Here is a 13,900-nt window from a genome sequence, read left to right as displayed (position 1 = left end):
TTTTCAACCTTATGGCCAAACCCCGCACTTCCCTCCAGCTCTGGTCCGTTCGCCAGCACACGCAGCAAGACTTCGCCGGCACCGTCGCCGCGGTCGCCAAGATGGGCTACCAAGGCGTCGAAACCGCCGGCTTCGGCAACCTCGAGCCCGCCGATGCCGCCAAAGCCATTGCCGATGCCGGCCTCGTCGTCTCCGGCATGCACCTCAACATCCGCCTCTTCCGGGCCGACTTCAACAAGGTCGTCGACGAGGCCCTGCTCTGCGGCGCGACCGATCTCATCGTGCCCTCCTGGCCCGCCGCCCACTACCGCAGCGCCGCCGCCTGCCGCCAGATCGGCGCGGAGCTCAACGAGCTCGGTGCCCGCCTCCGCCCGCTCGGCTTCAAACTCCACTTCCACAACCACGATTGGGAAATGAAGGAGGTCGAGGGTCGCCGCGTCTTCGATTGGATTCTCGACGAAGCCAGCCCCGCCAACCTCGGCTGCCAGGCCGACGTCTATTGGGTCCACAAAGGCGGCAAAGACCCCGTGGAATTCATCCGCGAGCAAGGCCGCCGCATCAGCCTCCTGCACGTGAAGGACGAAAAGGAAATCGGCAGCGGCCCCGTCGACTTCGCCCCGATCTTCGCCGCCACCGCCGAAATCGGCGCCGTGCAGTGGAACGTGATCGAAGTGGAAAAATACAACCACGACCCGCTCGAATCCGTCCGCCTCTCCCTCGAGCAACTCAAGACCTGGGGACAAGCATAGGGCCCGCGGCGCGGGAAATCCTAAATCCCAATCACTAAATCCTAATCCAGGCTTCGCCCCCACCATGTAGGCCGCGAGCTTGCTCGCGCTCACCCTGCCTCTCGGTCCGCCCCAATCCAAAATCGAGAATCCAAAATCGAAAATCCCTCCCCTCTCCAGATGCCCAAGAAAAAATCTTCCTTCAACGTCGCCGTGATCGGCGCCGGCGCCATCGGCCTCGACCACATTCGCAGCTTCCAACAGCACCCCGCGGCCACCGTCGCCGCCCTCGCCGAAGTTTCGCCCGAGCGCGGTCAGGAAGCCGTCGACACCTATAACATTCCGACGCTCGTCACCGACTACCGCGAGCTGCTCAAGCGCGACGACATCGACGTCGTTTCCGTCGCCCTGCCCAACTACCTGCACGCCTCCGTCGGTCTCGAAGCCCTCAAGGCCGGCAAGCACCTCATGATCGACAAGCCCATGGCGACCAACGCCAAGGACGCCGCCAAGTTAATCGCCGAGGCCAAGAAGCGTCGCGTCCGCCTCATGGTCGGCCAGAACATGCGCTTCTCCCCCGAGGTGCAGACCGCACGCAAGCTCATCACCGACGGCAAACTCGGCGACGTTTACCACGCCAAGACCGCCTGGACCCGCCGCAGCGGCATCCCCCGCATCGGTTCCTGGTTCACCCAAAAACAATTCGCCGGCGGCGGCTGCACCTACGACATCGGCGTGCACGCCCTCGACCGTGCGTTGTTCCTCATGGGCGAATTCGACGCCGCCGCGGTCTCCGGTCAGACCTTCTCCAAACTCGGCCCGCTCGGTCGCGGTGAAGGCAAATGGGGCAAGGGCGAGATCGACAAGAAGGCCACCTTCGACGTCGACGACCTTTCCGTCGCACTCATCAAACTCAAGAGCGGCCGCACCGTGCTGCTCGAGGCCTCCTGGGCGGCCCACCTGCCGCAGCACGACTTCTTCACCTCGCAAGTCTTCGGCACCGACGCCGGCATCATGCTCAACCCGCTGCGCCTCATCCGCCCCGGCAAACAGGGTTACATCACCGAGGAGGTCGCCGCCTCCACCCCGCTGGTGCACGAGAACCGCATGGTCCACTTCATCGACGTGCTCCTCGGCAAGGCCGAGCCCTACGTCACGCCCGCCCAATCCCTGGCCGTGCAAAAGATCCTCGACGGCATCTACCAGTCCGCCGCCACCGGCCGCGAAGTCCGTATCAAATAAGTGGCGACCAGGTTGTGGCCGAGGCTTCCAGCCTCGGCACTTCCTCCCGGCCGGACGGCCCTCCGGTCACTCCACCATCGCTTCGCCTTCCAACACTTCGCGCAGCACCCGCGCGAGGTCGGCGGCGCGATAGGGTTTGGTCACGCGGGCGGTGAAACCGTAATCAGCAAAATTGGAGAGCACCGGATCGGTGGAGTAACCGCTCGAAACGATGGCCTTCACCTTGGCATCGAGTTTGAGCAGTTCATCCATCGCCTCCTTACCGCCCATCGCCCCCGGCACGGTCAGGTCCATCATCACCACGTCGTAGGGATCGCCCGCTTCCTTGGCTTCAAAATACTGCTGCACCACATCCTCGCCCCGTTCGACGGTGGTCACGCGCAGACCCAACATACCGATGAGGGTTTCCGCCATGCGCCGGATGTTTTCTTCGTCATCCATAAACAGCACCCGGCCCTGGAGCTTGGTGGGCTCTGCCTGCGTCTCGCGGGCGACGCTGCTGCGCGAGGCCGGCAAGGCCGGCAACAGGATGCGGAAACGCGTGCCTTCACCCAGCTCCGAGGAGACGTCGATGTGGCCCGCGTGGCGTTTGATGATCGAATACACCGAGGCCAGACCGAGTCCGCTACCCGTTTTTTTAGTGGTGAAATACGGATCGAAGATGCGGCCGAGATGCTCCGGCGGAATGCCCGATCCATTGTCCGTTATCTCCAACTGCAGGTAGTCGCCAGCCGCGATCGATCGCACCGGGTCCCCCGCGTCACGATGGTTGCGTAGTGAAGTTTTAACTACACCGCCCTCGGGCATGGCCTGCACCGCGTTGAGCACCAGATTCTGCACCACCTGGCCAATCTGCGCGCGGTCCACGTCCGCCGACCACAAGCGCTCGGGAAAGTCCGTTTCACTGCGCACCTTGGAACCATGCAGGGCAAAGGTGATCGCCTCGCGCACCACCTCGGTGAGGCGCACGGCCGAGCGCAGCGGGTTGCCGCCCTTGGAGAAGGTGAGCAGCTGCTGGGTGAGTCCCTGCGCCTTCTCCGCCGCCAGGTCGGCGTCCTTCAACCAGCGGGAGGCATCGGGCAGCTCCTCGCAGCGCCGCCGCGCGAGATGCAGGTTGCCGAGCACCACCGTGAGCAGGTTGTTGAAGTCGTGCGCGATGCCACCAGCCAGCACGCCGAGCGATTCGAGTTTGGTCGTGCGCTGCATCTCCGCCTCGTGCCGCGCCCGCTCGGTCACGTCACGCAACACCAGCACCACGCCCACCGGCCGACTGCGCGCATCGTGGATCGGCGCACAGCGCCCCTCGACCAGGTGCGGCACGCCGGCCCGGTTGACGAGTTGGGTCGAGCGCGGCAGCTCCACCACCGTCGCACTGCGCATGGCTGCATCAAAGGGCACCGGCACGTCGGCTCGCGTGCGTTCCTGGCGCAACACGCAAACTTCACCCAAACGCCGCCCGATGGCCGCGCCTTCCGCCCACCCGGTGAGCGCTTCGGCCGCTTCGTTCACAAAGGTGACCACGCCCCGCTCATCGGTCGAGATCACGCCCTCCGCCATGGCCCGCAGGGTCACCGAAAGACGCTCGCGCTCCTCGCCCAACTCGCGCTCAAACCGCTTCCGGTCCGAAATGTCCGAGACAAATCCCTGCAATCCCATCAGACGGCCCTTCCCATCGCGCACCGCCCGCACGTTCTCCGAGATCCACTTGTGGGAACCATCGGCACATTCGATCTCCGACTCAAAATCCAGCACCGCATCGCTTTCGGACAACGCCGTCAAAAAGGCATGACGGCGACCCGGTTCCACATACAGGTTGCCCACGCCGATCTCCCGCGCCCAGGTCAACAAGGCCTCCGGTGAACGACAGGCCAGCATGCGGGCAAAGGCGGGATTGACCGCCACAAAACCATCCTCCGGCGTCGACTCATATACGCCCTCGATGGCGCTCTCAAACAAGGTGCGGAAACGCTCCTCGCTGGTGCGCAGTTTGTCTTCCGCCCGGCGCAAATCGGTCAACTCCGTCACCACCACCAACACGCGGCTGAAGTCCGGTTTGCCGCCCACCATCGGCACCGTCCACTGCAACAGTCCATGCCCGCGCGTGCCGTCGGCACGCACAAAGGACATCTCCACCTGCACATCCAAATCCCCCCGCCACAACGCCAGCAGTTCCTCTCGAAAAGCGACCTGCAGACTCTCATTGCTGTTCGCCGCCAAACAGCGCGCATACGAAGCCACATCCTCCACCCCCACCAGCTCCAGCGCCGCGCGATTCGCCCGCACCGCCGAGACTTTTTCATACTGCCGGGTCACATCCTCCGGGTGCGTATCCAACCATGCAGCCAGATCGGTCACCCCCTCCGTGCGGCGTTCCCGGATCCACTCCACCACCCCGCTGTAATCCTCCTCCACGATCGCCACCGGCGCGTGCTGCAGCATCTCCCGATAACGTTCCTGCGACTCGCGCAGACGACGCGTGCTGTCGTGCACCCGACGCTGCAACCGCACGTTAAACCAGATCACGCCCAGCGCCACCAGCGTCGCCAACACCAGGCCGATGCCGATGCCATACACCCAGCGCGGCAACCCGCTGCCCGGCGGCCGATAGAGAAAGTTCTGCAGGTTCCACGCCGCATCGACCAAACCCAATTCCACCATGGCATGACCGATCTCCTGCACCCGCGCGGTCTCCGCCTGGCCCAGCTCCACCGTGGCGGGCTTGATCAGGCCCCGCGCGATCTCGGCCTCATACCACAAACTCGCCCGCGACCGCTCCAAACCGATTTCGTTCGAGTGGCGCATGATCTCCTCAATCATTCCCCCCGTATCCGACAACGCACTACGCCAGCCACGCAGCACCGCGGCCCGCAAGGCTGTTACTCGCTGCGGATGATAGGCCAGCTCGGCTTCACTCGCAAAAAGACTGTCACCGTAAAACGCCACCACGCCTTGATCCGCCGGCCGCACCCACGCCAGGTCGCCCTCAAAGACATCCCCTTGCACCCACTGCGCGGCGGTCGGTGGCTCCGTGCCATCCGGCCAATCCAACCAAGTGGCCTGAGTTTCCCCCGCGCCCATGCGCCGCAACATCCGCCGCAACGGCGCCGACTCCGCCCCCGGCCGCAAAGCGATTCCCGACCCGGCCAGATCGAGCAAACTGGCGCGCTCCCCTCGTCCCCCGTCGCCGCGCAACCGCAACGCCTGCGGGGTTTCCTGTTGGATCGCCGCCAACAGCACCACCGGCAGCTCCCGCATCCGCGCCTCAAAGAATGCCTCCCCACCGATCGCATACACCCCCGGCTCCACCAACACCGTGTCCACGACCACCTCGCCCTCTTCCGCATACCGCAGCACGACGTCCAAATCCGCCTCGGCAAAATACCCCTTCCACAGGGCCGCATAATAGCCCGCTTGGCGGAAGCCCGGTTCCCCGGTCAGGATCAGTTCAACTCGCGTCGACTCCGCCACACCATCCGGCGAAGGTTGGGCCAGGCTCATGCCTGCGGAAAACAGGAGGAGCCCTGCAGCGTAAAATCGACCGATCTTGCGGCTAAGCGACGCCAATAACATGCCCAGTAGAAATACCTACCCAAGGGGCGCACCGGGCGCTGTCCAGCCCGCAAACACCGGTGCAAATGATTAGACTCCTTTAGTGGCCAATTGCCGCAACTGACGTGCAATACAGCACTTCGGCGACCAGCACACCCCATCCTCGCCTTGCGGCGCCGTGCGCCCCGCCCTGTGCTCGGTTCCATGCTCGAGTTACCGTTCTATTGGGTCGACGCTTTCACCTCCCATCCCTTCGGCGGCAACCCCGCCGCCATCGTTCCCCTGCCCCACTGGCTGCCCGATGACCAACTCCAACGCATGGCGTGGCAACACGGGCTCTCCGAAACGGCCTTCTGCGTGCGCACCGCCGCCGACCACTATGACCTGCGCTGGTTCACGCCCGCCACCGAGGTCGATCTCTGCGGCCACGCCACCCTCGCCACCGCTCACGTGTTGACCCACGAGCTCGCCACCGTGGGCCCCCAAATCACCTTCCGCACCGCCAGCGGCGCACTCACCGTGACCCGCCAAACCCACGGCCGCTTGGAACTCGACTTCCCCGCCCGTCCCTCGGTCGCGCTAGATCCCACCACTCCCGCCGCCACCGCCCTGCTGGCCGCACTCGGCTTGCCATCCGCGGAGTGGATCGGCGCCGCCCGCGATCACGTGGTGGTCCTGCCCGATCAAGCCGCCGTCGCTGCCGTGCAACCCGACTTCGTCCGCCTCGCCGCCTGCGACACCTTTGCCGTCATCGTCACCGCGCCCGGCGACGACTGTGACTTCGTCTCGCGCTTTTTCGCCCCCCGCGCCGGCATCAATGAAGACCCCGTGACCGGCTCCGCCCACTGCACGCTCGTGCCCTATTGGGCCGCAAAGTTAGGCCAAAACAGCCTCCACGCCCGCCAAACCTCGGCCCGTGGCGGTGAACTCTGGTGCCACCTGCGCGACGACCGCGTCGGCCTCGCCGGCCAAGCCGTCACCTACCTGCGCGGCAATATCACGCTCCCGTGATCAGCGCCCCCCGCACCCAATCGAGAATCCCGAATCAAAAATCAAAAATCCCTCAACCCAGCCCGTTCTGCAGCACCCAACGCACCAGGCTGGCGACTTCGCGCACGCCCAGCTTTTCCATGATGTTGGCGCGGTGCTTTTCGACCGTGCGGGTGCTCAAATCGAGGTCGGACGCGATCTCCTTGGAGGAGCGTCCCGCCGCCACCAAACGGGCGACTTCCAATTCCCGCGCCGACAGAACAGACGGCAGCGCGGCACTCGCCGGCGGCAAACCGCCTCCCGCGACCGGGCCACTCTCCGCCTGCACGTGGGACGCAAAAAACATTCCACCGGCCATGACCGTATCAATGGCCTGAATCACGTAGGCCAACGGCGCCGTCTTATCAACGTAGCCCCCTACGCCCAACCCCATCAGCTGCGACGGCAGCTTCGGCTCCGCATGCGCGGTGAGCACCAGGATGCGCACATCCGGCGTCTTCTGCCGCAACTCCCGCACGATCTCCAAACCGTGCTTACCCGGCAGGTGCAAATCGACCAGCAACAGATCCGGCGGACTCTCCAAACACGCGGCCAATCCCGCCGCCCCGTCGGAGAAGTCTTCCACATCCTTCCATCCCTTCCGTTTTTCCAGCGCTCTCTTTAGGAGTTGGCGAAAGACCGTCTCATCTTCGATGAGGATAACACGGGGAGAATCGGGGACTTCTGTAACGTCGTCGCTCATGGAGGCGGGGTTATTGATAGGGGGGATACGTAATCTTGCGCAAGCGCGGTCTCACCTCCGCGGTGAACAAAAATTGTATGGCTGCAAGGCGGCCAACCGACCAACTGTAACGGTCAAGACTGCAAACGACTGCTACTGGGCCGCCCCCAACTCTGTCCGTTACCCTTGGACCACGCCTCTTTGCTCCCTCTCGCCTCTGCCGCATCGCTCCCCATGTCCGCCGTCATCGCCAACCCCACCCCTGCTCTCACCCTCTACCAACAGCTGGCCGACTCCGTGCAAACCCTCATCGAGCGCGGCACGCTGCGCCCCGGCTCGCGCGTGCCCTCGGTGCGCCGCATGGCCCTGCAACGCGACGTGAGCATCGCCACCGTCATCCAAGCCTACACCGTCTTGGAAAACCGCGGCCTGCTCGAAGCCCGTCCCCAATCCGGTTACTACGTCCGCTCCCGCCCCGGCCTGCTCGCGCCCGAGCCACGCATGGCCCGTCCCATGGCGCGCCCTTCCGAGGTGGGCGTGAGCGACCTCGCCGCCGAGGTGGTCAACGCTTCCGCCGAGCCTGACTTCGTCGCGCTCGGTGCCGCCTGTCCGCACCACAGCCTTTTCCCGACCAAAAAACTCGCCCGCCTGCTCGGCGCCGCCGGCCGCGACGATCCGTCCCTCATCGGTCGCTACGCGATGGATGCCTCGCACCCGCCCCTCTGCCGCGAGATCGCCCGCCGTTACCTCCAGGTCGGCACGCCGCTCGATCACGACGAGTTGGTCATCACCGTCGGCTGCACCGAGGCGCTCAACCTTTCCCTGCGCGCAGTCACCCGCCCCGGCGATACCATTGCCATCGAGACGCCCACCTACTTCGGCATTCTCCAGACCACCCAGGCCCTGGGCCTCAAGGTCATCGAAATTCCCAGCGACCCGCGCGACGGCATCTGTCTCGATGCGCTCCAACGCGCCCTCGAGACCTGCCCCATCAAGGCGGTCCTGCTCATCCCCACCTTCTCCAACCCGCTCGGCGCCTGCATGCCCGACGCCCGCAAGGCCGCCCTCTACGAGCTGCTCGCCACCCACGACCTGCCCGCCATCGAGGACGACGTCTACGGCGATCTGCACTGGGGCGATCGCCGCCCCAAACCGCTCAAGGCCTGGGACACCGATGGCCGCGTCCTGCTCTGCTCCTCCTTTGGCAAGACCCTCGCCCCGGCCCTCCGCGTCGGTTGGTGCGCGCCGGGGCGCTACCTCGAACGCGTGCGGCGCCTCAAGTTCACCAACACCGTCGGCACGCCCGTCATCCTGCAAAAGACGCTCTCCGATTTCCTGCGCAACGGTGGTTACGACCATCACCTGCGCTCCATCCGCCGTGCCTACCGCGAGCAGGTGCAACGCTTCTCCACCGCCATCGTAAGCGCCTTCGGCGCCGGCACCCGCATCAGCCGACCGCAGGGCGGTTTCGTGCTCTGGGTCGAATTGCCCGCCGGCGTCGATACCGTCCGGCTGCACCAGGACGCCCTGCGCCACCGCATCAACATTGCCCCCGGCCCCCTCTTCTCCGTGCGCGACCGCTACCGCCACTGCCTGCGTATCAACTGCGGGCTGCCGTGGAACGAGACCATCGAACAAGCCATCGCCACCCTCGGCACTCTCGCCCGCGCCCAAACCTCCGATTGAGGCCCTCCCCAGCAGCCACCGATCCGGCAATTTTTTACAATTGGGGCTCAAATCGCCCCCCCCGTGACCGATGGGGAATACGTCCCTGTCATTCCGTCCGATAACTGCTAGCGATTCTCCTTCATGACGCCCCGCCGCATTCTGCGTAGGTTGGCCGTCGTCGCCGCCCGTGGCTGCGTCGACCTTGCGCGCATGGGCGGATCCCGACACCCGCGACGCACCCGCGGCCTCCTGGTGGTGTTGGCCCTCTGGTCCACATCGCCGCTCTCCGCGATCTCCCTCGAGGAACTGGACGGGCACCCGGACCTCACCCCCAAGAGCTACGCGAGTTTCTTCGAGGACTTTGAGTATCGCCTCTTTCGCGAGGTGCAGCCCCCCGACCAGTTCCTGCTCAACCGCGTCGGCGACTGCGACGACTACGCCATCCTCGCCGATCACCTTCTGCCCAAACACGGCTACGAAACGCGCCTCATTCACGTGCGCCTCGCCGGCATGGTCTCCCACGCCGTCTGCTACGTCACCGAAGAGCGCGTGTATCTCGACTACAACAACCGCGCCGTCTTCTTCCGCCTGACCAAGTCCAAACCTTCCCTGCGCGCCATCGCCCAAAAGGTCGCCGACTCCCTCAACGCCAATTGGACCTCCGCCTCCGAATTCGTTTATACCTACGTCAGCGACCGCAAAGTGATCACCGCCACCGTGGTGCGCACCGCCGACCCCGCCGACGATCCCCCGCCCGGCAAAGCCCCCCCGCCTCCCAGCAACCTGCTGGTCAACTGAGCTCCCCTTCCCTCTCTCCCCTCCTCCGTCCGCTTCCTCTCCTATCGCGTTTTCTTCGCCCCGCCTCTGTCCCCTCCTGCAATGGACCGAACCTTCCGCACCATCCTCATCGTCTTCCTCGTCGTTGCCGCGCTTTCCGTCGGCGTCGTCGTGGTCTCGATGCGCAACATCCAGCGAGCTGCCAAAGCCTCCGACTGGGTCAACCACACCCACGCCTTCATCACCGAAGTGGACGGCATCGTCGCCTCCCTCCGCCACGCCGAGGGCGCCCTGCACACCTACCTGCTCACCCGCAGCGAGCTGCAGCGCGATGACTACCGCGACGCCTTCGCCGAACTCGCCGAACACGTTGAGGTCGCCAAAGCCCTCGCCGCTTCAAATGAGGCCAACGCCGCCCACATCGCCACGCTCGAAGCCGCCCTCGGTCAACGCGCCCAGCTCGCCCGTGACCTGCTCAACCACCAACGCGCCGGCGAGGACGACGCCGTGCAGGAGCTGCTCACCAGCGACGCCGCCGCCGATGGCCTGCAAGAACTCCTTCGCCAAGCCCATCACATCCGGGCCCAACAGATCGAAGCCCTCAACCAACGCGACCAAGCGGCCTACGCCTACGATCAAACGTCCCGCACCACCCTCTTCATCGGCGCCAGCCTCAACGTGCTCATCCTCCTCGGCACCGCCTGGTTCATCCGCGACGACCTCAACGCCCGCCGTCGCGCCACCGCGCTGCTCCAATCCGACAACGAACGCCTCGAAGCCCGCGTCGCCGAACGCACCGCCGAGCTTTCCGAAGCCAACACCAAGCTCAAAGCCGAGAACCTCGAGAGCCGCTGGAAAAACCAGGCCCTTGGTCACCAGCTGCGCTACAACCACCTCATCATCGACTCCATCAACGAGCTCGTCCTCGTCATCACCAAGGCCCGCAACATCTCCCGCGTGAATCCCGCCGTGCTGCGCGCCACCGGCCTGGAAATGCCCGACCTCGTCGACCGCCCACTCTCCGACTGCGTGGCCCTCGATGCCCCGCCCGACGGCGCTCCGTTGCTCGACCCCGTCAAGGACGCTCTGCGCAGCGGCCAGGACCTGCGCGACCGCCCCGCCGCGCTGAAAGATAAAAACGGCGACCCCGTGCCGGTCCGCTTCTCGCTCTATCCCCTGCGCGACAACGACAAGGTCGTGGGCGGCGTCGTCACCCTTCACCTCGTTTCCACTGGTTCCTGAATCCGCCCTTCCTCACCCTTTCCTCCTCCTACCCGTGCAAGCCCACCACATCCTCTCCATCGACGACGAAGACATCATTCGCGAGCTCCTCGGCGAGTTGCTCGAAGCCCATGGCTATCGCTTTACCGGCGTCGGCACCCCTCACGAAGCCCTCAACATCGCGCGCTCCGATCCGCCCGACCTCATCATCACCGACCTCCAGCTCGAGGAATCCGACGGACTCGAACTGGTCGAAAAGATGGCCGAACTCGTGCCCGATGCCCCCGTCATCCTGCTCACCGGTATCCTTTTCGACAGTCAGACGGTGAACGAAACCCTCTCCAACAAGATCTCCACCTACATCAGCAAAACCGCCCCCCTCAGCGACCTCCTGGCCGAAGTAAAGCGCCTCCTCAAGGACCGCTGAGGCGATTCGCTTCACCCGATTTTCAGCGTTTCCGCGTCGCTCGCTTTCCGCATGCTCCGCCCGCATGCGTTCCATCGCTCTGCTGCTATTTGATGATGTCGAGGTGCTCGACTTCGCCGGTCCGTTTGAAGTCTTCAGCGTCACCCGCGAGCTCAACCAAGACGCCCTCTTCAAAGTCCACACCGTCGGCGTGACCGCGGGCACCATTCGTGCCCGCAACGGCCTCAAAGTCATCCCCGACCACACCCTCGAGTCGGTGCCCCCGACCGATGTGCTCATCATCCCCGGCGGCGCCGGCACCCGCCAACTCCTGCATCAGGAGTCCACCATCGAATGGATCCGGCACCGCGCCCGCCACCACACCGAGATCATCCTCTCGGTCTGCACCGGCGCCCTCCTGCTCGCCCGCGCCAACCTCCTCGACGGCCTCACCGTCACCACGCACCACTCGACGCTCGACTTGCTCACCGACCTCGCCCCCAACGCGACCGTCGACCCGGCGCAGCGCTTCCACGACAACGGCAAGATCATCACCGCCGCCGGCATCAGCGCGGGCATCGACGCCTCGCTCCACCTCGTCGCCCGCCTCCACGGCGAAGACACCGCCCGCCGCACCGCCATCTACATGGAATACCCCTGGCCCAATTCCACCTCATGAGCGCCGCCCAAGCCATCAACCTGCGCGCCAAAGTCGCCAAACTCGACGCCCACTGGTCGCCGCGCGTGATCGGTGAACTCGACGACCACTACGCCAAGGTCGCCAAACTCAAAGGCTCCTTCACCTGGCATAAACACGACGACGAAGATGAACTGTTCCTCGTCATCGACGGCCGGTTGAAGATCGAGTTCGAAGACCACAGCGTCGACCTCGGCCCGGGCGAGATGTGCATCGTGCCGCGCGGCGTGCTGCACAACCCCGTCGCCGCCGAAGAGTGCAGCGTGCTGCTCATCGAAAAAAAGAGCACACAACAAACCGGCGACAACGCCACCGCCCAAACCAAGAGCATCGCCGACCAACTCCGGCCGCTGTAAGCACCTTCCTCCAGGCGTCGAGCGGAGAGGCAACGCAACGCGAGTAAACTCGCAGCCTACATTTCGCGTTCGCTACCGCACTGTAGGCCGCGACCTTGGTCGCGCTGCGCCGGATGGCACCGTCTAAGAACGCGTCGAACCGCCGCACCACCTCAGCGCGAGCCCGCTCCCACCGGCTCCGGGTCACGCCCGGCCGCCGGCACGGTCTCGCGGTGCGGTTTGTCCAACTGCCGCCCGGGCGGGCCAAGCCGTGTCATGCCCATGATGATACGCGCGCCGCGCTTGTAGGTGCAGTAAGCATAGATCCATTGGATCAACACCGAGATGCGATTGCGCAGACCGACGAGGAAGGCCAAGTGCAGCGCCAGCCACGCCACCCACGCGAACCAGCCGCGCAGCTTGAGTTTGCCGATGCGCGCCACGGCCGCCGAACGCCCGATCGTCGCCATGTCACCTTTATCCCAATACGCGAACGCCGGTCGCAGTCCGGGCTCACGCAGGGTCTTCAAATCCAAATCGCCTTCGATTGCTTTCGCCACGTGTTCACCCGCCTGCATCGCGCCCTGCGCCACGCCCGGAACCTTCACGCCCTTGGTGTCGGTAAGCGAAACCAAGTCACCAATGGCAAAAATCTCCGGATGTCCCGGCACACTGAAATCGGGTTCCACCAGGATGCGGCCCGCCCGATCTCGCTCGGCGCCGAGCGACTCCGTCACCGGACTCGCACCCACCCCGGCGGCCCACACGATGTTGCCGGCCTGCACGGTCTGATCGCCAAAGTCGACTTCGCCAGCGCGCACGTCAGTCACCCGGGTGCCGGTGTAAATCTCCACGCCACGAACGCGCAGCGTTTTTTCGGCATGGGCCGAAAGCTCCGGCGGAAAATTGCCTAGCAGTCGATCGCCGCCATCCACCAGAATGATACGGGCCTCACGCGGGTCGATGTGGTCAAAATCTCGATACAGGACCGTCTGGGCCAAATCGGCAAACGAGCCCGCCAATTCCACTCCTGTTGGACCGCCGCCCACCACGACCGTCGTCATAAGCACCTGGCGTTTCTCCGGATCGGATTCGCGCTCGGCCCGTTCGTAGGCCAGCAGCAGGTTGCGGCGCAAACGCATGGCATCGTCGAGCGACTTAAGCCCCGGCGCATACTCCGCCCACTCGTCCTTGCCGAAGTAGGAGGTCTTTCCCCCAAGTGCTACCACGAGGTAGTCGTAGTGCAACTCACCGCCATCGAGCACCACACGATGGTTCTCGGCGTCCACCGCCGTCACCTCGGCCATCAGGACCTCAAGGTTGGGTTTATCGCGCAGGATCGTGCGAATGGGTTGCGCGATGTCGGGCGCCGCCAAACCGGCGGTCGCCACTTGGTAGAGCAAGGGCTGGAAAAGGTGGTGGTTTTGCCGGTCCACGACCGTGATTCGCGCCTTGGTGGTCGGGAATGACCGCGCGAAGCTCAGGCCGCCGAAGCCGGCCCCGAGCACGACAATATGAGGAAGCTGGTTTTCCTGAGTCGTGGACATGATGCAGAATAGACACCCT

General features: G+C 64.9%; 12 protein-coding genes. 9 read left to right on the top strand and 3 right to left on the bottom strand.

All coding sequences use genetic code 11. From position 1 onward, the window contains the following. Window positions 1–11: 11 nt before the first annotated feature. Window positions 12–749: a sugar phosphate isomerase/epimerase family protein gene (locus tag K1X11_RS19585; protein WP_221029563.1), complete on the top strand. Its 738-nt coding sequence runs from the start codon at window positions 12–14 to the stop codon at window positions 747–749. A gap of 159 nt (window positions 750–908) precedes the next feature. Further along, the gene (locus K1X11_RS19580) at window positions 909–1,970 is read left to right on the top strand and encodes a Gfo/Idh/MocA family protein (RefSeq protein WP_221029564.1); all 1,062 of its coding nucleotides are present in this window, start codon (window positions 909–911) and stop codon (window positions 1,968–1,970) included. A 66-nt stretch (window positions 1,971–2,036) separates the two neighbouring features. On the opposite strand, the gene K1X11_RS19575 is transcribed toward K1X11_RS19580, so the two are convergent. After that, complete coding sequence (locus tag K1X11_RS19575; protein ID WP_221029565.1) at window positions 2,037–5,468, bottom strand: PAS domain S-box protein; 3,432 nt, start codon at window positions 5,466–5,468, stop codon at window positions 2,037–2,039. Between the two features lie 255 nt (window positions 5,469–5,723). Here K1X11_RS19575 and K1X11_RS19570 point away from each other — a divergent pair, with 255 nt between their 5' ends. After that, window positions 5,724–6,530 carry a PhzF family phenazine biosynthesis protein gene (locus K1X11_RS19570; protein ID WP_221029566.1) on the top strand — a complete coding sequence of 269 codons (807 nt, stop codon included), beginning with the start codon at window positions 5,724–5,726 and terminating at the stop codon, window positions 6,528–6,530. A 52-nt stretch (window positions 6,531–6,582) separates the two neighbouring features. On the opposite strand, the gene K1X11_RS19565 is transcribed toward K1X11_RS19570, so the two are convergent. Then, the gene (locus K1X11_RS19565; RefSeq protein WP_221029567.1) at window positions 6,583–7,251 is read right to left on the bottom strand and encodes a response regulator; all 669 of its coding nucleotides are present in this window, start codon (window positions 7,249–7,251) and stop codon (window positions 6,583–6,585) included. 213 nt (window positions 7,252–7,464) lie between these two features. Here K1X11_RS19565 and K1X11_RS19560 point away from each other — a divergent pair, with 213 nt between their 5' ends. From K1X11_RS19560 to K1X11_RS19535, 6 genes are all read left to right on the top strand, one after another. Next, window positions 7,465–8,916, top strand: coding sequence for an aminotransferase-like domain-containing protein (locus K1X11_RS19560; RefSeq protein ID WP_221029568.1), 1,452 nt, complete (start codon window positions 7,465–7,467; stop codon window positions 8,914–8,916). Window positions 8,917–9,039: 123 nt separating this feature from the next. Continuing rightward, on the top strand, window positions 9,040–9,696 hold the full coding sequence (locus tag K1X11_RS19555) for a transglutaminase-like domain-containing protein (protein WP_221029569.1): 657 nt from the start codon (window positions 9,040–9,042) through the stop codon (window positions 9,694–9,696). 81 nt (window positions 9,697–9,777) lie between these two features. Next, window positions 9,778–10,917: a CHASE3 domain-containing protein gene (locus K1X11_RS19550; RefSeq protein WP_221029570.1), complete on the top strand. Its 1,140-nt coding sequence runs from the start codon at window positions 9,778–9,780 to the stop codon at window positions 10,915–10,917. 34 nt (window positions 10,918–10,951) lie between these two features. Continuing rightward, window positions 10,952–11,323: a response regulator gene (locus K1X11_RS19545; protein ID WP_221029571.1), complete on the top strand. Its 372-nt coding sequence runs from the start codon at window positions 10,952–10,954 to the stop codon at window positions 11,321–11,323. A 64-nt stretch (window positions 11,324–11,387) separates the two neighbouring features. After that, entirely contained in the window at window positions 11,388–11,981 is a 594-nt protein-coding gene (locus K1X11_RS19540; RefSeq protein ID WP_221029572.1) for a DJ-1/PfpI family protein, read from the top strand. Beyond that, the gene (locus tag K1X11_RS19535; RefSeq protein ID WP_221029573.1) at window positions 11,978–12,355 is read left to right on the top strand and encodes a cupin domain-containing protein; all 378 of its coding nucleotides are present in this window, start codon (window positions 11,978–11,980) and stop codon (window positions 12,353–12,355) included. Before K1X11_RS19540 ends, K1X11_RS19535 begins: the two co-directional genes overlap by 4 nt. A 152-nt stretch (window positions 12,356–12,507) precedes the next feature. Here the strand turns inward: K1X11_RS19535 and K1X11_RS19530 are convergent, their stop codons facing one another. After that, window positions 12,508–13,881 carry an NAD(P)/FAD-dependent oxidoreductase gene (locus K1X11_RS19530; RefSeq protein WP_221029574.1) on the bottom strand — a complete coding sequence of 458 codons (1,374 nt, stop codon included), beginning with the start codon at window positions 13,879–13,881 and terminating at the stop codon, window positions 12,508–12,510. Between the last annotated feature and the right edge of the window lie 19 nt (window positions 13,882–13,900).

This window comes from Actomonas aquatica (assembly GCF_019679435.2).
GTDB lineage: Bacteria > Verrucomicrobiota > Verrucomicrobiia > Opitutales > Opitutaceae > Actomonas > Actomonas aquatica.
Note: the sequence above shows the minus strand (reverse complement) of the source record. Positions and strands in the feature narration are given on the sequence as shown.

Excerpts from the sequence above, each read along its gene's own strand:
- K1X11_RS19565 (WP_221029567.1), bottom strand. The coding sequence starts at position 7,251 with ATGAGCGACGACGTTACAGAAGTCCCCGATTCTCCCCGTGTTATCCTC.
- K1X11_RS19550 (WP_221029570.1), top strand. The coding sequence starts at position 9,778 with ATGGACCGAACCTTCCGCACCATCCTCATCGTCTTCCTCGTCGTTGCC.
- K1X11_RS19530 (WP_221029574.1), bottom strand. The coding sequence starts at position 13,881 with ATGTCCACGACTCAGGAAAACCAGCTTCCTCATATTGTCGTGCTCGGG.
- K1X11_RS19535 (WP_221029573.1), top strand. The coding sequence starts at position 11,978 with ATGAGCGCCGCCCAAGCCATCAACCTGCGCGCCAAAGTCGCCAAACTC.
- K1X11_RS19540 (WP_221029572.1), top strand. The coding sequence starts at position 11,388 with ATGCGTTCCATCGCTCTGCTGCTATTTGATGATGTCGAGGTGCTCGAC.
- K1X11_RS19555 (WP_221029569.1), top strand. The coding sequence starts at position 9,040 with ATGACGCCCCGCCGCATTCTGCGTAGGTTGGCCGTCGTCGCCGCCCGT.
- K1X11_RS19560 (WP_221029568.1), top strand. The coding sequence starts at position 7,465 with ATGTCCGCCGTCATCGCCAACCCCACCCCTGCTCTCACCCTCTACCAA.
- K1X11_RS19585 (WP_221029563.1), top strand. The coding sequence starts at position 12 with ATGGCCAAACCCCGCACTTCCCTCCAGCTCTGGTCCGTTCGCCAGCAC.
- K1X11_RS19575 (WP_221029565.1), bottom strand. The coding sequence starts at position 5,468 with ATGAGCCTGGCCCAACCTTCGCCGGATGGTGTGGCGGAGTCGACGCGA.
- K1X11_RS19580 (WP_221029564.1), top strand. The coding sequence starts at position 909 with ATGCCCAAGAAAAAATCTTCCTTCAACGTCGCCGTGATCGGCGCCGGC.
- K1X11_RS19570 (WP_221029566.1), top strand. The coding sequence starts at position 5,724 with ATGCTCGAGTTACCGTTCTATTGGGTCGACGCTTTCACCTCCCATCCC.